Annotated in this window: 12 protein-coding genes; all 12 read right to left on the minus strand. The window is 62.7% G+C overall.

Annotation, left to right across the window (positions count from 1 at the left end):
• Window position 1: 1 nt before the first annotated feature.
• The 12 genes from M8Q45_RS23765 to M8Q45_RS23820 all read right to left on the minus strand — a co-directional run bounded on the left by M8Q45_RS23765 (window position 2) and on the right by M8Q45_RS23820 (window position 16,383).
• Window positions 2-1,321, minus strand: a complete 1,320-nt coding sequence (locus M8Q45_RS23765; protein WP_249876627.1) for an efflux RND transporter periplasmic adaptor subunit — start codon at window positions 1,319-1,321, stop codon at window positions 2-4.
• Window positions 1,318-2,094, minus strand: coding sequence for an efflux RND transporter periplasmic adaptor subunit (locus tag M8Q45_RS23770; RefSeq protein ID WP_030137996.1), 777 nt, complete (start codon window positions 2,092-2,094; stop codon window positions 1,318-1,320). Before M8Q45_RS23770 ends, M8Q45_RS23765 begins: the two co-directional genes overlap by 4 nt.
• A gap of 309 nt (window positions 2,095-2,403) precedes the next feature.
• A complete protein-coding gene (locus M8Q45_RS23775; protein ID WP_249876628.1) occupies window positions 2,404-4,839 on the minus strand; it encodes a PEP-utilizing enzyme in 2,436 nt (811 codons plus the stop codon).
• A 9-nt stretch (window positions 4,840-4,848) separates the two neighbouring features.
• The gene (locus tag M8Q45_RS23780; RefSeq protein ID WP_249876629.1) at window positions 4,849-6,291 is read right to left on the minus strand and encodes a TIGR01777 family oxidoreductase; all 1,443 of its coding nucleotides are present in this window, start codon (window positions 6,289-6,291) and stop codon (window positions 4,849-4,851) included.
• The gene (locus M8Q45_RS23785) at window positions 6,284-6,772 is read right to left on the minus strand and encodes a cell division protein (RefSeq protein WP_249876630.1); all 489 of its coding nucleotides are present in this window, start codon (window positions 6,770-6,772) and stop codon (window positions 6,284-6,286) included. The genes M8Q45_RS23780 and M8Q45_RS23785 overlap by 8 nt, the downstream gene beginning before the upstream one ends.
• Before the next feature lie 345 nt (window positions 6,773-7,117).
• Window positions 7,118-7,984 carry an ABC transporter permease gene (locus M8Q45_RS23790; protein ID WP_249876631.1) on the minus strand — a complete coding sequence of 289 codons (867 nt, stop codon included), beginning with the start codon at window positions 7,982-7,984 and terminating at the stop codon, window positions 7,118-7,120.
• Window positions 7,985-8,124: 140 nt separating this feature from the next.
• Window positions 8,125-8,985 carry an ABC transporter ATP-binding protein gene (locus M8Q45_RS23795; RefSeq protein ID WP_249876632.1) on the minus strand — a complete coding sequence of 287 codons (861 nt, stop codon included), beginning with the start codon at window positions 8,983-8,985 and terminating at the stop codon, window positions 8,125-8,127.
• Window positions 8,986-8,990: 5 nt separating this feature from the next.
• Complete coding sequence (locus M8Q45_RS23800) at window positions 8,991-10,016, minus strand: ABC transporter substrate-binding protein (RefSeq protein WP_249876633.1); 1,026 nt, start codon at window positions 10,014-10,016, stop codon at window positions 8,991-8,993.
• Window positions 10,017-10,052: 36 nt separating this feature from the next.
• Window positions 10,053-10,955: a TauD/TfdA dioxygenase family protein gene (locus M8Q45_RS23805; protein ID WP_249876634.1), complete on the minus strand. Its 903-nt coding sequence runs from the start codon at window positions 10,953-10,955 to the stop codon at window positions 10,053-10,055.
• A gap of 527 nt (window positions 10,956-11,482) precedes the next feature.
• Window positions 11,483-12,850, minus strand: a complete 1,368-nt coding sequence (locus tag M8Q45_RS23810) for an HlyD family type I secretion periplasmic adaptor subunit (RefSeq protein ID WP_249876635.1) — start codon at window positions 12,848-12,850, stop codon at window positions 11,483-11,485.
• A complete protein-coding gene (locus M8Q45_RS23815; protein WP_249876636.1) occupies window positions 12,840-14,996 on the minus strand; it encodes a type I secretion system permease/ATPase in 2,157 nt (718 codons plus the stop codon). The genes M8Q45_RS23810 and M8Q45_RS23815 overlap by 11 nt, the downstream gene beginning before the upstream one ends.
• 37 nt (window positions 14,997-15,033) lie before the next feature.
• Window positions 15,034-16,383 carry a TolC family outer membrane protein gene (locus M8Q45_RS23820; protein WP_030138006.1) on the minus strand — a complete coding sequence of 450 codons (1,350 nt, stop codon included), beginning with the start codon at window positions 16,381-16,383 and terminating at the stop codon, window positions 15,034-15,036.
• Window positions 16,384-16,472: the final 89 nt, after the last annotated feature.

Consider the following 16,472-nt stretch of genomic DNA (forward strand, 5'->3'; position numbering starts at 1 on the left):
GCTACAGACCTACGCTCTGGCGCAGACCCGCAAGCGGCCGCCGCAACAGATACAACGCCAACGGCGCGCGATCGCCGAAGATTTTCGCCGTGCCCCGCAGGCCGATGCGCGGCGCCGTGGCATCGAAACGTGCGTCCAATCGATAGGCCAACTGCCCGGCGGCGGTGGGCTGCGCTTCGTAGGCCGAACGCTCAAGCCGGGCCAGGTGTCGCTGCAACGGATCGCTGTCGAGAAACAATGCCACTTGTGCGCCTGGCTCCAAGGCAATCGCGTCGCCCACAGCCAGCTCGATGCGCAACTCGGCCTGGTTCGGATCGGCGATTTCCATCAGCCGCTCGCCGGTCTGCACAGGTTTTCCGAGCCAGCGCTCGGCATCGGCGAATACCGCAATGCCGTCACGTTCGGCGCGGACTTCGCTGCGCTTGAGCAGCTCGATGGCGTAGTTGCGCTCGGCACGTTTCTGCTCGACGCGAGCCGCCAGCAGGTCGATCTTCGAGCTGGATTCAGCATCGGCAAACGAGCGCTGGGAGTTGGCCTTGAGTTCCGCCTCGGCCACACCCAATGCCCGCTCGGCGACATCGGCCTGGGCCTTGAGAGTGGTGCTTTCGAAACGCAGCAACAGGTCGCCGTTCTTCACCGCCTGGTTGGGCTTGACCAGGAATTCGGCAATCACGCCATCCAACGGTGCCGCTACCACCTGCCCGCCCAGTGGCACCACTTCGGCCGGGGCCAATACGGATTGGCGCACCGGGATCAGCAACCCCAGCAGCAAAACCGCCACCAGTGCGACCTGGCGCTTGCGCGTCCAACGCAGGCGCCACGGCTTGCGCGGTTGCAGCGCCAGCCACGCATGGCTGTAGGTGTCTCCGAGTTGCGACAGCAGCACTTGCTCCGGCGGGGTCCATGGCAGGTCGCGGGCGAACCACAAGCCGCCAAACACTTGGCCTTGATGATCGATCAAGGGCAGCCAGAACACTTGCCCGGCCGACAGGCTTCGCCAATCCGCCTGGACCGGCTCACTCACCTCGTCAGGGGCAATGACCCGCGCCTTGTCCAGCGATCCCTTCTTGAACAACTGCGCGACGGCTTGTTCGACAAATGCCACGAACGGCGCGTTCGGCTCGATGGCGCTGACGCCGGTCACGGCCTGCACTTTACCTGCGATCAACAACGCGGCATGACGAAAGCCAAACAGCGCCTGGCCGTCGTTGACCAGGCTGTAGCTCAACTGCTCCGGCGTGCGCGCGGCCCTGGTCTGGCGCTCCAGATCGAGGAAGCGGGCAAACACCTGCTCGGCGCTGCCCGTCACTGGCGCGTTCACTTCGACTCCGAGAAACGCGCCGTGCCACTCATGCCAGACAACAGACCGCTGGCATCCGGCACGCTCGCCACCAGCAGCAGCGTCTGGCTGCCCTCGTCGATGCGGGCGCCCAGGCGCTTGACCGTCGCTTGCAACGGCTTGCCGGTTTCATCGGGAACGAAGCTGAACGACTGGCCGGGCTTGAGCTTGCCCATCCAGCGCGAAGGAACCAACAGATGGATTTCCAGCGTGCGATTGTCTACGACATCCAACAATGGCGCACCGGCCGCGACGCTTTCATAACGCTGGACCTTGCGCGCCACAATCTGCCCATCGAACGGCGCGATGACGCTGCAGCGCTTGACCTGCACTTGATAAACCTGGGATTGCGCCTGCGCCTCGCTGAGACGGGCCTCGGCCCGCGACACCTCGAAACGTCCGACGGATTTCAGCGCCGCGAGCTGCCGATTGTGGGCCAGCTCTTCACCGGCGCCACGGCTGGCCGCCTGGGCCGCATTGAGCTGGGCCTGATAGGCCGAACAGTCGAAACGCGCCAGGGTGTCGCCCTTCTTGAACGACTCGCCCTCACTGAACGGCAACTCGACAATCCGACCGGCCAGCTCACTGGCCAGCACCGCCTGATCCCGCGCCCGAAGCACCCCGCGCGCCTCGTTGCCCGACGCACTGGCCGAAACGTTGCTCTCCAGCAACGGATCGTCGGACGCCGGCGTCTGCGCCTGCACCCCGCACGTTATAAAGGTCAATCCCACAACCCAACTGCATAAACGTCGCATGACCGTTACTCCCTGACGGATGGTCGGAGTCTACGACAGCGGTGGGGGGCGTCAAGGGGAGTAGCTGAGTGAAAAGAGAATACGCCCGGGGACAGTCCCTGTGGCGAGGGAGCTTGCTCCCGCTCGGCCTGTAGGAGCTGGCGAAGCCTGCGATCTTTTGATCTTTCGCTTGGGATTCAAGTGGCTGGGGAAAAGATCGCAGCCTCGTTGCACTCGGCAGCTCCTACGCAGCTTCTACACCGCTTCTACAGGCCCAGCGGGAGCAAGCTCCCTCGCCACGGGTTCCGTGATCAACAGATGTCCCGAGGCCTACTGCACCAACCTCAACTCCCCATCGCAATACACCACCTCACGCCCCAACCACCTCACATCCACCTGAGGCAACACTGCCGAAGGCTTGCGCAATTCGCGCAGCAGCGTCGAGCCATGGGACAGGCGTCCACCCATGCGCGCGATCACGGCGCGGGCGTTTTGGTAGTGGGCGTGGCGGCCAGGGTCCAGGGTGTCTTCCAGCAGAATGTCTTCGCCGAGGATGCCCTGGGCCTGGCCCGGGTAGATCAGGAATCCGCTCGCCTGTTCAGTGCCTTCACGACCGTCCTGCCAGAAGCTGCCGTCGCGGCTGCGGATGTCCGGGTGCGGTGCGAACCAGTGCGCGCGGTCAGCGGCCGGCATGGCGTGGTGCAGACGGAAAAAGATCCGCATCAGGTTATCGCGATACCATTCGCGCACCTGCAAGTAATAGCCGCGCAACCCCGGCAGGCCCACACCGTGGGCCAGGCGGATCGCGAGAGTCCATTGAGGAAAGGCCTGCAATGGCAGTTCGGTCGGTGCCGGGCGTGGTGTGGCCGGGTCGGTTTCCCACGGCAGCCGATGAGGGCTGTGTTCGAGATCGTCATAGGCGGTCGGCGGTCGTCCCAGCCAGTCCCCGCCGCTGCTGGCCAAGGCGCTGGCGATGCACAGGTTGCCTTGCACCACGAACACGTAGAAGCGAGTAAACCAGTCGGCCAACTGCTGGCCGTCGGCGCCTTGTCCGGTCAGCTCGTGCAGCTCTCGATCAAAACGTCGCAAGCCATTTTCCAGCGTCAGCAAATGGCCTCGGGCGATGCGTTGCATGCGCAGGAACAACGGCAGCGAACGCAGCAGTCGCAGTGGCCGCCAGGGCAGGTGCGGTGTCGCGCCGCCGACCTCGCCGGCGTAGCTGCGGGCACTGACGCCCCAGTCGGCCAGCCGGGCGAGAAACAAATCATTGTTGATGTACGAAGCGCCGCCGAATACCGCCGTGAAGGGCTCGTTGTCCTGCAGCACCCGCGCATCCCAACGCGCCATGATCGCCGGAATACTCGCCGCCGCACGGCGCTGCGCGTACTCCACCAGGACACTGGGTCGGGGCGGCAGGATCTCGGCAATGTTGGCGGCAGTCAGGTGACGGCGCCAACCGTAGTCGCTGATCGGGCGGTATTGCAACAGCCACAGCTGGGTCCCGTCCCAGGCCCATTCAACATCACCGGGCACGTAATGAAAGACCCGCAGCACGCCTTGCAGAAAGCGCCACAGCGCTTCGGCGGTCAGGCCATGGGCAGGCCTGAAGGTGCCGCTGCTCCATGACTCGCCGAGGCGGGACATCACCGCACGCTCGGGGCTCACTTGGCCATCGGCCAACGACTCCAGATGCCCTTCCACCCATTCCAATTCAACAGACAAGTGACGCACGAACGCGATCCCGGACAACCGTGGCGTGATGAAGCGCTGCACCACCACTTCCTCGACACCCGCCGCGCTCAACTCGGCAATCCGCGCTGGTACGTTATGGGTCGGCTCACGCAGGAATGTGGTGCTCAAGCCGGCATTCGCCGCATCGGCCTGATCCTCGCCGTAACTGGAGGAGCGCACGGCCCAGGTAGCGTCCGGCTGGCCGTCCAGGAAGCCTGGCAGGCGCGGATCATCACAATGGTTGAGCGACAGCGCCGCCGGTACCGGTTGCCCAGCCAGCGCCGCGAGACGCAAGCGGCCGCCCTTGGTGTGCGCGACAAAACCACGCTCGCCGGATTCCAACCACGCGGCGAATTCAGCGGGCGAGTCGATCCACGGATAATGGCCCCAACCGGCCTTCAAGCTGATCGTCAAATCGGCACGGGCCAGAATGGCCGACCAGGCCGCCGCTTGGGCGACGCCCAACACCTTGTCTTGATCTCCCCAGACCAGCTCGACCGGGTCGCTGATCCATTCCAGCAACGGCAACGCAGTGTCCGCACGCACCAGGTCCCAATGCGGCACAAAGGCCCGGCAGCGGGCATAGCCGGCGCCCATGCGCTGGTATTGCGCGGGCGTCCAGGGCCGGCTGGAAAACTTGTGGGCAAACAACGTCGGCTTGTTCGCCAGCAGCCAGTGAATGGTCTTGCGAATCGGCAGCGGCGACATCAACGCAGGCAACCGTCGCTGCCACAAAAACGCGCCCACCGGCGCCAGCAAAACGCTGCGGCAAAAGTGCCCCGGCTGGCGTTGCAAGGCGTGCAGCACCAGCAAGGCGTTCACGCCGACCGCCATGATCGCGCTGCCCCGCACCGTCGCCGCCAGCAATGCTTGGGCGTAGGTCGCAAGGTCGTCGCAAGGCGCTTGCGGGTTATTGCCAAAGCCGGGCAGTTCCAGGGGCACCACGTGGTAGTGGTGGAAGTGCGGCAATGCATCGTCCCACCAATCGGCGGCGCTACCGTTGCCGGCCAGCAGGTACATCCGGGGCTTGCTCATGGATGTTCCTCAGGCCAGGTCGCGCAGGGCCGCGTCGAGCGTCGGGTAACGGAACGTATAGCCGGCCTCGACGAGACGGTCGGGCACCACGCGCTGGCCGTCGAAAAACAGCTGGGCCATCTCCCCGGCCAGGGCGCGCACCGGCGCGGCCGGAATATGGAACCACACCGGGCGCTTGAGCACCTTGCCGACACGTTCGGCGAACAGCGCCTGGCTGACCGTTTCCGGCGCCACCAGGTTGTAGGTGCCGCTCAGGCTTTGATCAGCGAAGGCGCGGGCGATCACCTGGATGACATCGTCGCGGTGTACCCAACTCATGATTTGCTTGCCGTCGCCCATTCGCCCGCCGAATCCCAGGCGAAACGGAATCAGCAATGGCAGCAACGCACCACCCGGACCGAACACCACACCCAGGCGCAGCACCACCTGGCGCACACCCAGCTCAGTGGCAGGCCGCGCGGAGGCTTCCCAGCGCGCGCAGAGCTCAGCCATGAACCCCTCGCCCTGGCTGGCGCTTTCATCCAGGCTTTCACTGGCGTCACGCACGCCGTAAAAACCAATCGCCGAAGCCTGGACCCACAACGCCGGTTTGTGCCGCGCGTTTCTCAACCAGGCCATCAAGGCTTCGGTGGTATTGATCCGACTGGCGATGAGTTGCGCCTGGCGCTTGGGACTCCAGCGCGGACCGGCCACCGGTGCGCCTGCCAGGTTGATCACCACATCGAAGGTTTCATCATGCCCGAGCTTGCCCAGCGAACGCAGGCAGCGGGCGCGACCGTCAAACAGGTAGGCCGCTCTCAAGGGATCGCGGGCCAACACACTGACCGTGTGCCCGGCGTCGAGCAGTTGATTGACCAGGGTTTCGCCGATGAACCCGGTGCCGCCCGTGACCAGCACGCGTTTGTAGGCGCCACCGGCAAACGGGTTGGCGGCCTTGCCCGCGCGTTGCATACGCAAGGCCGCCACGCCGTCGCGAATCCCCGAGGCCGTCACGCCGATGGCGAACAAGGTCAACAACCAGCCGCGCCAGCCGAGGTCGATTGCGCTCAGCCCGGTTGGCAAACTCGCCCACTGGCCCAATTGCACGCCATACAACGCGAAGAACGCCCCGCCGTTGACCGCCAGCACCGTGTGCATGATGCGTTCGATAGGCGGCAGCTTGCGGCTGCGGTCCTCGATCACGAAGTCCCAGAGCGTCAGGCAAATCTCCAGGGCGAACAGCAGCGCAATGACAATCGCCCACGTCCCCTCGAAGGCCAGATGTGCAATACCGAGGAACAGGATCCCGTAGAAGCATGAGCGCAGGGCGTGGATCGACAGCTCCAGCCGCGCACTGTGGCGATAGGGTAAGGCGACGGTGAGTTCGTGGTGATACAGGGTATCCAGCGCACCGAGGATTGCCTGGGCGATCAGCAGGGCGATTGCCCAGTCCAGCGGTGAAAAATCAGCCATGGTTGCAATCACTCGGCGCGTTGTCGGTCAAGGAGGTGCGGCAGTCGTGGCGATAGAGCCAGAACAGCGGCGGCAGTAAAACGAGCAGTGCGATGCTGTCGAACCAAAGGTGCGACCAGACCTGGGCCTGGGCGGAAATCAGCATGTCCTGGGGTGCCCACAGCAGGATGCCGGCGATCAGCCAACCCCAGGCCATGGCGCTCTTCAGGCGATTGCCGATATGGACCAGGGCGAGCATGTACAGCGCATAGCTCTGCAACGTGGCGCCGAACAAGGCCAGCCACCAAACTTGTTGCGCGCGGGCCGTTGCGGGCACGGCATTGGTGCCCCAGAACGCCTGTTCGATGGTGTTCAGATAGCCGTCGAGCAAGCCGGAGTGACCGGCCCAGGTCAACGTGACGCCGGCGAGCAGGTGCATCAGCGCCGCCGCGTACAACCAAATGACCAAGGCTTTGCGAAGGGGGTTGGGAGGGACTGGCATTCCGTGTCCTGAAGGCTTGCTTGGAGGCGGCAAGTCTAAAGGAAAAGGGAGGGGCTTTACTTGGCTAATTATGTTGAGGGTTTAACAAGCATCGCACCGCCCAGCCAGGCCACAGGCGCTTCTGTGAAGCTGCGTAGAATCTGCGTAGGAACTGCGTAGGAGCTGCGTAGGAGCTGCGTAGGAGCTGCCGAGTGCAACGAGGCTGCGATCTTTCCCCAGACACTTGAATCTCAAGCGAAAGATCAAAGATCAAAGATCAAAAGATCGCAGGCTTCGCCAGCTCCTACAGGGTCGAGCGGGAGCAAGCTCCCTCGCCACAGATGCGCAGTAGCGCTCAAGAATGGCTCACCGCTGCATCCCCCACCGCTTCACCGTTACCCGCTCCAGACTGTCGAACACCAGGTTCTCCACCAGCAACCCGATCAGGATCACCACCGCCAACCCGGCAAACACCTTGTCGGTATAAAGCTCGTTGCGGTTCTGGAAGATGTACCAGCCCAAACCGCCCTTGCCGCTGGTGGCGCCGAATACCAGTTCGGCGGCGATCAGGGTGCGCCAGGCGAAGGCCCAGCCGATTTTCAGCCCGGCGAGAATCGACGGCAACGCCGCCGGAATCAGGATGAACAGCACAAAGCGCAGGCCCTTGAGCCCGTAGTTGCGCCCGGCCATGCGCAGCGTTTCCGATACGCCAAGAAACCCCGAGTACATGTTCAACGCCAGCGCCCACAACACCGAATGCACCAGCACGAAAATCAGGCTGTTCTGCCCCAGGCCGAACCACAGCAGCGCCAGCGGCAACAGGGCGATGGCTGGCAGCGGGTTGAACATCGACGTCAGCGTGCTGAGCAGGTCGCGGCCCAACTGAGTCGATACCGCCAGGGTGGTCAAGCCAAACGCCAGGACGATCCCCAGCAGATAGCCCTTGAGCAGAACGACAAGGGAAATCCACACCTTGCCCAATAGCTCGCCACTGAACAAACCGTCGTACAACGCGTTGGCGGTCTGCAGGAAACTCGGCAGCAGCAAGTCGTTGCTCTGGTAACGCGCCACGCCCTCCCACAGCACCGCGAGCGCTATCAGGATCAGGCTCTTGCGCAGCCAGCCTTGTTGCCACAGGCGCTGGCCCAAGGGCAATTCCCGCTCCAACGGCACGTGGGTCAGCGGTTGCAGGTCGACTTCGTATTCTTCGCGCGCAGGCGATAACTGGCTCATAAACACTCTCTTTTCAAATCCCGGCACCGACCCGTAGGAGCTGCCGAGCGCAGCGAGGCTGCGATCTTTCTCAATACACTGAAGTCCCTAGGGAAGATCAAAAGATCGCAGCCTCGTTGCACTCGGCAGCTCCTACAGGGTCAGTAGGCGATACGGATGTCAGCGAAATCCAGCTCAGGCTCGGTATTCGGCGACTGGCCTTGCTCGAACAACAGCGAATGAATCCGTCGCGCCGTGTGCTGGAACCCGACACCGCCGAGGCTGTGCAAATCGTATTGATGGCTGTGGATTTCCGCCCGCACCCGTCCCGGATGGGGTGACAGCAGCAAAATACGATTACCCACCACCATTGCTTCTTCGATGGAGTGGGTGACGAACAACAACGTGAAACGCACCTCCTCCCAGAGCAGCAGCAATTCTTCCTGCATCTTGCGTCGGGTCAGGGCATCGAGGGCGGCGAAGGGTTCGTCCATCAAGAGAATCTTTGGCTGCATCGCCAGTGCCCGTGCGATCGCGACCCGGGCTTTCATGCCTCCGGACAAGGTGTGGGGATAGGCATCGGCAAACGCCGCCAGCCCGACTTTGTCGAGATAGTGCAGCGCTCGCTCCTCGGCCTCGCGACGCTTGAGCGTGCCTGAGGCCAGCAGGGCGAACATCACGTTCTGCTTGACGGTTTTCCACGGCGGCAGTTGGTCGAACTCCTGGAACACTACGATCCGATCCGGGCCGGGCGCGTTGACGGTTTGGCCTTGCAAGCGAATCTCGCCTTCACACGGTGCGATGAAACCGCCGATGGCCTTGAGCAGCGTGGACTTGCCGCACCCGGAGGGGCCGAGCAGTACAAAGCGGTCCGCCGGATCGACTTCAAAACTCACTTGATGGGTGGCTCGCACCACCCGCTGAGGGGTGCGGTATTCCAGGCTGACGTTATCCACCGACAACAGCGCAGCGTCGGTGCGGGTGGCGTTGCTGGCCGCGTGGCCTTGCAATGGCGCGTTCATGACATTCAGCTCCCTTGCAGCGGCTTGGCGTCCTGGAAGAAATAGTCTTCCCAGGAGGCCGGCTTGTTCTTGATCGCACCGACGCGGTAGAGAAACTCAGCCAACGGGTAAGTGTTCTTCGGCGTGACGGTGAATTCGACCTGCGGGTTGTCGATGATCTTCAGCAAGGTCGCCCGGTCGATCTTGGCCTTGGTCACCCGCAGGTAGGTGTCCGCCGCCGCGCCTTTGTCCTTCTGGGCAAAGTCGGCCGCTTCGGTCAGGGCCTCGACGAAGGCCTTGTAGGTCTTCGGGTTTTCATCGCGGAATTTCTCGGTGGCGAACAGCACCGTGGGCGAGTTCGGCCCGAGCACGTCATACGAGTTCAGTACGACGTGGACGTTGGGGTTTTGCAAGGCCTGGTCCTGGAACGGCGGGTTGGAAAAGTGCCCGGTCAACTCGGTGCCGCCGGCAATCAACGCAGCCGTGGCGTCCGGGTGCGGGACGGCCAGGGTGTACTTGTCGAGGCGATTGAAATCCTTATCGCCCCATTGCTTGGCAGCGGCGTATTGCAGGATCCGTGATTGCACCGAAACACCCACCGCCGGCACCGCGATGCGGTCCTTCTCGGTGAAATCGGCGATGGTCTTGACGTTCGGGTTGTTGCTCAGCAGGTAATAGGGAAAGTTACCCAGGGACGCCACGGCCTTGACGTTCTGCTTGCCACGGGTGCGGTCCCAGACCGTCAACAACGGCCCGACGCCGGCCCCGGCAATGTCGATGGAGCCCGACAGCAACGCATCGTTGACCGCCGCGCCGCCGGACAGCTGGGTCCAGTCGACCTTGATGTCGATGCCCTCCTCCTTGCCGTGCTTTTCGATCAGTTGTTGGTCGCGCACTACGTTCAGCAACAGGTAAACGATGCCGAACTGCTCGGCGATGCGAATCTCGCCCTCGGCGTGAGCGCTGGCCGGCGCAACCAGGTTGCCGGCGAGCAGGCTGAACCCCAGGCCGATGGCCGCGGCCAAGGGTGCAAAAGCAATGCGTTTGGACATGGTGATTCTCCGGGCTCTTGCGCGCTGCGCAGCCGATCAGAAAGGGGCGTCGCCCTGGATGGTGGTGCGGTACAGCTTGCGGCGCAGATGGCTCGGGCAACCGGCGGCCAGGTGGATCAGCGAACGGTTGTCCCAGAACACCAGGTCGTGGGGCCGCCATTGATGGCGATAGATGTTCTGCGGCAGCACGCTGTGGGCGTACAGCTCCGTCAGGATGGCGGTGCTTTCATCCTCCGGCAGGCCGACGATGCGGGTGGTGAAGCCTTCGCTGACGAACAACGCCTTGCGCCCGGTTTCCGGATGCGTGCGGACGATCGGATGCACGACCTCGGCGACCTGGGCCAGTTGTTCGGGCGTCAACGTCGGGCGCCAGTTACCTTCGAATTTGGTTTCGCTGTAGCGCGCCGTGTAGGAGTGCGCCGCCGAACGGCCCTCGATCGTTTTACGCAATGCGTCGGGCAAACCATCCAGGGCCTTGTGCATATCGGCGAACAACGTGTCGCCACCTTCGCTCGGCAGCTCCTGGGCGTGGAGCATCGAGCCGAGGCTGGGCAATTGTTTATAGGAAAGGTCCGAATGCCAGAACTTGCCGGCATCGCCGAGGCCGATGGATTGGCCGTTCTCGATGATGTTGGAGACGATGAGGATTTCCGGGTGCCCGGCCAGCAGGAATTGCTTGAGCACATGGATCTGCAGCACGCCAAAACGACGGCTGAAGGCGATGTGCTGTTCGGGGGTGATGCGTTGATCGCGGAACACCACCACGTGATAGTCGAGGTGGGCGCGGTGCACGCGGGCGAAATCCTGGTCGTTGATGGGCCGGGACAAGTCCAGGCCGATGATCTCGGCGCCGACGGCATCGCTGAATGGACGGATTTCGAACGACTGCGGCGCGATGTTCGCGGCGGTTGAATCCGGAGGAAAAGAGACGGCTGGCATACATCACTCCCACGCACGGCGCGCTTCAATAGGCGCGCACTCGATCAAAACTCACGGGGGCACCGTGTTGGTTTGTGTCGTGCGGCGCGCCGATTGGTCGGCAGGTACGCAGGGAGATGACTTTAAAGGTATAAGAACCTTAATTTAAATATTAAAAATGCATATCCATATGGCAGAACCTGCGGCAGCAACTCTGATCCTGTGGGAGCGAGCTTGCTCGCGATAGCGTCAGGTCAGACACGTATCTGTCACTGACGCACCGCCATCGCGAGCAAGCTCGCTCCCACAAGGGTTTTGGGAACGCCGCGGTCCTGTGGCGAGGGAGCTTGCTCCCCCTGGCCTCTGTAGGAGCTGTGTAGGAGCTGTGTAGGAGCTGTCGAGTGCAGCGAGGCTGCGATCTTTCCCCAAACACTTGAGTCCCAAGCGAAAGAGCAAAAGATCGCAGCCTCCGGCAGCTCCTACAGGGCATCAGCCGAGCGGGAGCAAGCTCCCTCGCCACGAGAGCGCGAGCGCCGCACAGGTCCTACTTACCGCTCGTGCAACGCCTCGGCCCGGGCCTTGATGATCGGCTTGAGCAGGTAGCTCAGGATGGTTTTCTTGCCAGTGATAATGTCCACCGACGCCACCATTCCCGGAATGATCAGCAGCGGTTTTTCATCGGTGCCCAGATGGCTACGCTCGGTGCGCAGCTTGATGATGTAGTAGGTGGTTTTCTTGTCTTCATCGGTGATGGTGTCGGCACCGATCTGTTCCAGCTTGGCTTTCATCCCGCCGTAGATGGTGTAGTCATACGCTGTGAATTTCACCGTGGCGTCCTGGCCAGGATGCAGGAAGGCGATGTCCTGGGGACGGATTTTCGCTTCCACCAGGATCGTGTCGTCCAGTGGCACGATTTCTATCAGGTCGCTACCCGGCTGGATCACGCCGCCTATGGTGTTCACCAGCATCTTGTTGACGATGCCGCGCACCGGCGACGTGACCAAGGTCCGGCTCACGCGGTCCTCCAGGGCCTTGCCGGTGGCCTGGGCCTTGTTCAGGTCGGTGCGCGCTTCGTTGAGTTGGGTCAGCGCTTCACTGCGGAATTTGCCGCGGGTCTCGTCAATCTTGCGCTGCACTTCCTTGATCGCCGATTCGGCACGAGGAATCGCCAGTGTCGTGGCGTCCAGTTGCCCACGGGTCTCGACTTCGGCGCGCTTGAGCCGCAGCACTTCCACCGGCGATACCGCGCCTTGGGCCACCAGCGGCTCGGACATGTTGATTTCCTGGCGTTGCAGTGCCAGGCCAGAGCGATATTGCGCCTGCTTGGAGATGAACTCGCGCAGCTCCTGCTGACGCTGGATCAACTGCTCCTGCAAGCCGCCGATCTCATCGTGCAATTGCTGGCGGCGGCTGATGTACAGCGACTCCTCACTGGCGGCCTGGCCCGGTACTGCCTTGAGCACGTCGGGCGGGAACTTCAACGGCCGGTCATCAACTTCGGCACTCAGGCGCTCGACCCGCAACAGCATCGACAGGCGATCCGCCTCGGTTTCGCCGACGTTGGAGACAAACCGGGTGTCGTCCAGGCGAATCAACGGCGCACCGGCCTCGACGATCTGCCCTTCCTTGACGAACAGCTCGGCGACAATGCCGCCTTCCAGGTTCTGGATCTTCTGGATCTTGGACGATGGGATCGCCTTGCCGTCGCCCTTGGTGACTTCGTCGATCACAGCAAAGTTGGCCCACGACACCAGGAAAACGAAGAAGGCGATGATGCCCCAGATCGTCAGGCGCACCACGCGGGGAGCGTCTTCGATCAGCGCCTTGTTGACCTCGGGCAGCGGCTGGCCGTGCAGCGACTCGGAACCTTTGAAATACCGGCCGATAGCGCCTTTTGAATCCGATTTAAGCAACACTGATCTGCCCCTTCTTCAACGCTTCCATGACGGCGGCTTTCGGGCCGTCGGCGAGGATCTGCCCCCGATCGATCACGATCAGGCGATCCACCAGCGACAGCAACGATGCCCGGTGCGTCACCAACAGCACGGTCTTGTTTTCCACCACGGCGGCCAAGCGCTGTTTCAAGCGTTCCTCACCGGTGTTGTCCATGGCACTGGTGGGTTCGTCCAGCAGCAGGATCGGCGGGTTGAGCAGCAGCGCGCGGGACAGGGCGACGTTCTGCCGCTGGCCGCCGGACAAGTTCTGCCCGCGCTCGCCGACTTGCAGTTCATAACCTTGCGGATGCAAGCGGGCAAATTCATGCACGCCCGCGAGTTCTGCTGCCTGAAGCACCAGTTCGTCTTCGACGTAGCGGGCGCCGGAGGTCAGGTTGTCCCGCAGGGTGCCGGCCAGCAGCTGGATGTCCTGGGGCACGTAGCCAATGTTGTAGCGCAACTCGCTGACGTCGATCTGGCGGATGTCCACGCCGTCCACCAGCAACGCGCCGTCGTCCGGTTGGTAAAGGCCCACCAGCAACTTGGCCAGCGAACTCTTGCCCGAGCCGCTGCGGCCAATGATGCCGATCTTCTCGCCGGGCTTGATCACCAGGTTGATGTTCTTCAACGCGGCGTTCTGCTGGTTCGGGTAGGTGAAGTTCAGCTGGCGGCACTCAATCGCCCCCTGCAACACCTTGCGGCTCAGCGGACGCTCTTCGAAATTGCGCTCCTGTGGCAGCTCCATCATCTGGTCGACAGAGGTCATCGTCACCCGCGCCTGCTGGTAGCGGGTCAGCAAGCCCGAGAGCGATGCCAGCGGGCTGAGGGCGCGGCCGCTGAGCATGTAGCAGGCAACCAGCCCGCCCATGCTGAGGTTGCCGGCGATGATCTGGTAGACGCCGAAGACGATCATGACCACGCCGGCCAGTTGCTGGATCAACAACGTGATGTTCATCGCCAGGCCGGACAACATCTTCACCCGCAGCTCAAGGCGACTGAGGGTGCCGATGGTCTGTTCCCACTGGTACTGGCGTTCGCTCTCGGCGTTGTTGACCTTCACCGCATCCAGGCCGGCCAGGGTTTCGATCAGGCTGGACTGGCGCTCGGCGCCCAGGGCCATGGTTCGCTCCATGGTCGCCACCAACGGCTTCTGCAGTGCGTAGCCGATCAACAGGGCAAGCGGAAACGCCACCACCGGAATCCACACCAGATGCCCGCCGAGGATCGCGATGACCATGAAGATCAACAGAGTGAACGGAAGGTCGATCAGGCTGGTGAGCGTCAGCGAGGCCAGGAAGTCCCGCAGGCTCTGAAATTCATGGATGTTCTGGGCGAAGCTGCCCACCCGCGCCGGACGATATTTCATCGCCATGCCGACGATGCGCTCGAACAGCGTCGCCGAGATGATCAGGTCGGTTTTCTTGCCCGCCAGATCCAGGCACAGGCTGCGCAGCATTTTCAGGATCAGGTCGAACACATAGGCGCCGGTGATACCAACGGCCAAGACCCACAGGGTCGATTCGGCCTGGTTCGGCACCACGCGGTCGTAGACGTTCATCACGAACAGCGGCGCGGCCATGGCGATGATGTTGATCAGCAGGCTCGCGGCGATGGCGTCGGCGTACAGCCAGCGGGACCGCTTGAGGGTATCGCGAAACCACGAACGCGCCCGGGGAATGAGCGTGCCGTGATTAACGTCAAATTTATGCTGCGGTTGGGCGAAGAACACCTTGCCGCTGTAGTCATCGGCGAGCAGTTCGCGGCTGACGGTGACCTCACCGCCGTCGCTTTCGCTGAGCAGCAAACGCGCCTGGTCATCCTCGGCCCAGCCCAGCAGGACGGCGCTGCGGCCTTCTTTCAGCAGCAGCAGCGCCGGCATGGCGATGGCGGGGATTTGCTCGAGCTTGCGTTGCAGCACCCGGCCTTGCAGACCGGCACGGGCCGCCGCACGCGACAATAATTCGACGCTCAGCCGTTGCTTGGGCAACGGCAGGCCGGTGGTGAGCATCGCCGCGCTGGCAGGCTTCTGATGCAGCATGCAGAGCGCCAGCAAACCGTCCAACAGCGGGTCGTCGTGCAGCGTGCGCGGGTCATGGACTAGTTCGACTGGACTGACTTCTGATTCCACGCTCGGCACTCTGACTGATTGAAACGGGTTGGAGGACTCAATTCATCCCAGGCAACTGGACCTTGGGTTTCACGTCGTTCTGCACAACCGATGCCAACGGCGCGACCACACCCTGGCTTTTCAGCAACTGGCCCATGGTCGCCTTGATGCGGTACTGGGTGAACAGCTGCACATTCTTGATCTCCGCCAGGCGACGGGAGGCGCTGAACAGCTCGTTTTCGCTGTCGAGCAAATCGAGCAGGGTGCGCTCGCCCAGGCTGAACTGACGCTGATAGGCGGTGCGCACGCTGTTGCTGCGATCCACATATTGCTGGGCAACCGGCACCTGGGCGTTGGCGTTGTTCAGGGCGTTCCAGGCCAGGCCGAGCTCTTCGTTCAACTGGCGCAGCGCGTTGTTGCGAATATCCAACGCCTGGTTCGACAGGTAGGACTTGGACTCCAGGTCGGCCTTGTTACTGCCACCGGCATACAGGTTGAAGCGCATGCGCAGCATGGCTTGCCACTCGTTGTTGTGGCCGTTCTGACCGTCCAGGTCGTTGTCGGCGGTGCGGCCCAGCTCGGCATCGAAGCGTGGGTAGAAGCTCGACTTGGCGGCTTCATATTGTTTTTCGGCAGCGGCGATGTCGGCTTCGGCCGAACGTAGCACCGGGCTGTTTTCCAGCATCTGGGCACGGGCTTCGGTCAGGTTGGCCGGCAACAGCGCCATAAAGTCGGCGGGACGATCCAACTGGTCGGGCAGTTGGCCGACGGCGCTGAGGTAATTGGTCTCGGCATCGGCCAGGTTGGTTTGTTCAGTGATCAGGTTGTTGCGGGCCTGGGCCATGCGCGCTTCGGCCTGGTCCAGGTCGGCGCCGCTGCCCACGCCACGAGAGGTGCGCAGCTTGATCTGGTCGTAAATGCGCTCGTGGCTCTTGAGGTTTTCCTCGGCCAGGCGCACGAACTCGCGACGGGTCAGCACGTCCAGGTAGACCTGGGCCACGGTCAGCCCGGTGCGCTCGGACGCGTCCAGCAAGGAATAGGCGCGGGAATTCACGTTGGCTTGTTGACGCCCCACTTCGCTGGACGTCGCAAAACCGTCAAAAACCATTTGCGACAGACGCAGGCTCGACTCGCTGCGGTTCAAGGTTTCCCAATGATTATTGCTGCCCGAACGGGTCGTCACACTGTCGGTGCCTTCACGGCCATAACCGGCTGCAAGGTCCACTCTAGGCAGGTAGCCGCCCTTGGCCGCCTTGAGCTGATAGTCCGCCGCCAGGCGACTGTTCACGCCGGCCTGGATTTCCGGATGGACGTCCAATGCCTGTTGCATGGCCTGCGGCAAGGTTTGTGCTTGTACGAAGCTGGCGGCGAGGGCGAAAGGTAAAGCCTTGAGCAGGTGCGAACGCATGGTTGGTTTATTCCCGAAACTCTTGTCTTGAATCACAGCGAAACGTGGCGCTGCATCGGATGATGGCAACCGGAATGACCGTATGTCGG

Origin of the sequence: Pseudomonas sp. T1.Ur (assembly GCF_023516725.1) — a bacterium.
Lineage (GTDB): Bacteria > Pseudomonadota > Gammaproteobacteria > Pseudomonadales > Pseudomonadaceae > Aquipseudomonas > Aquipseudomonas alvandae.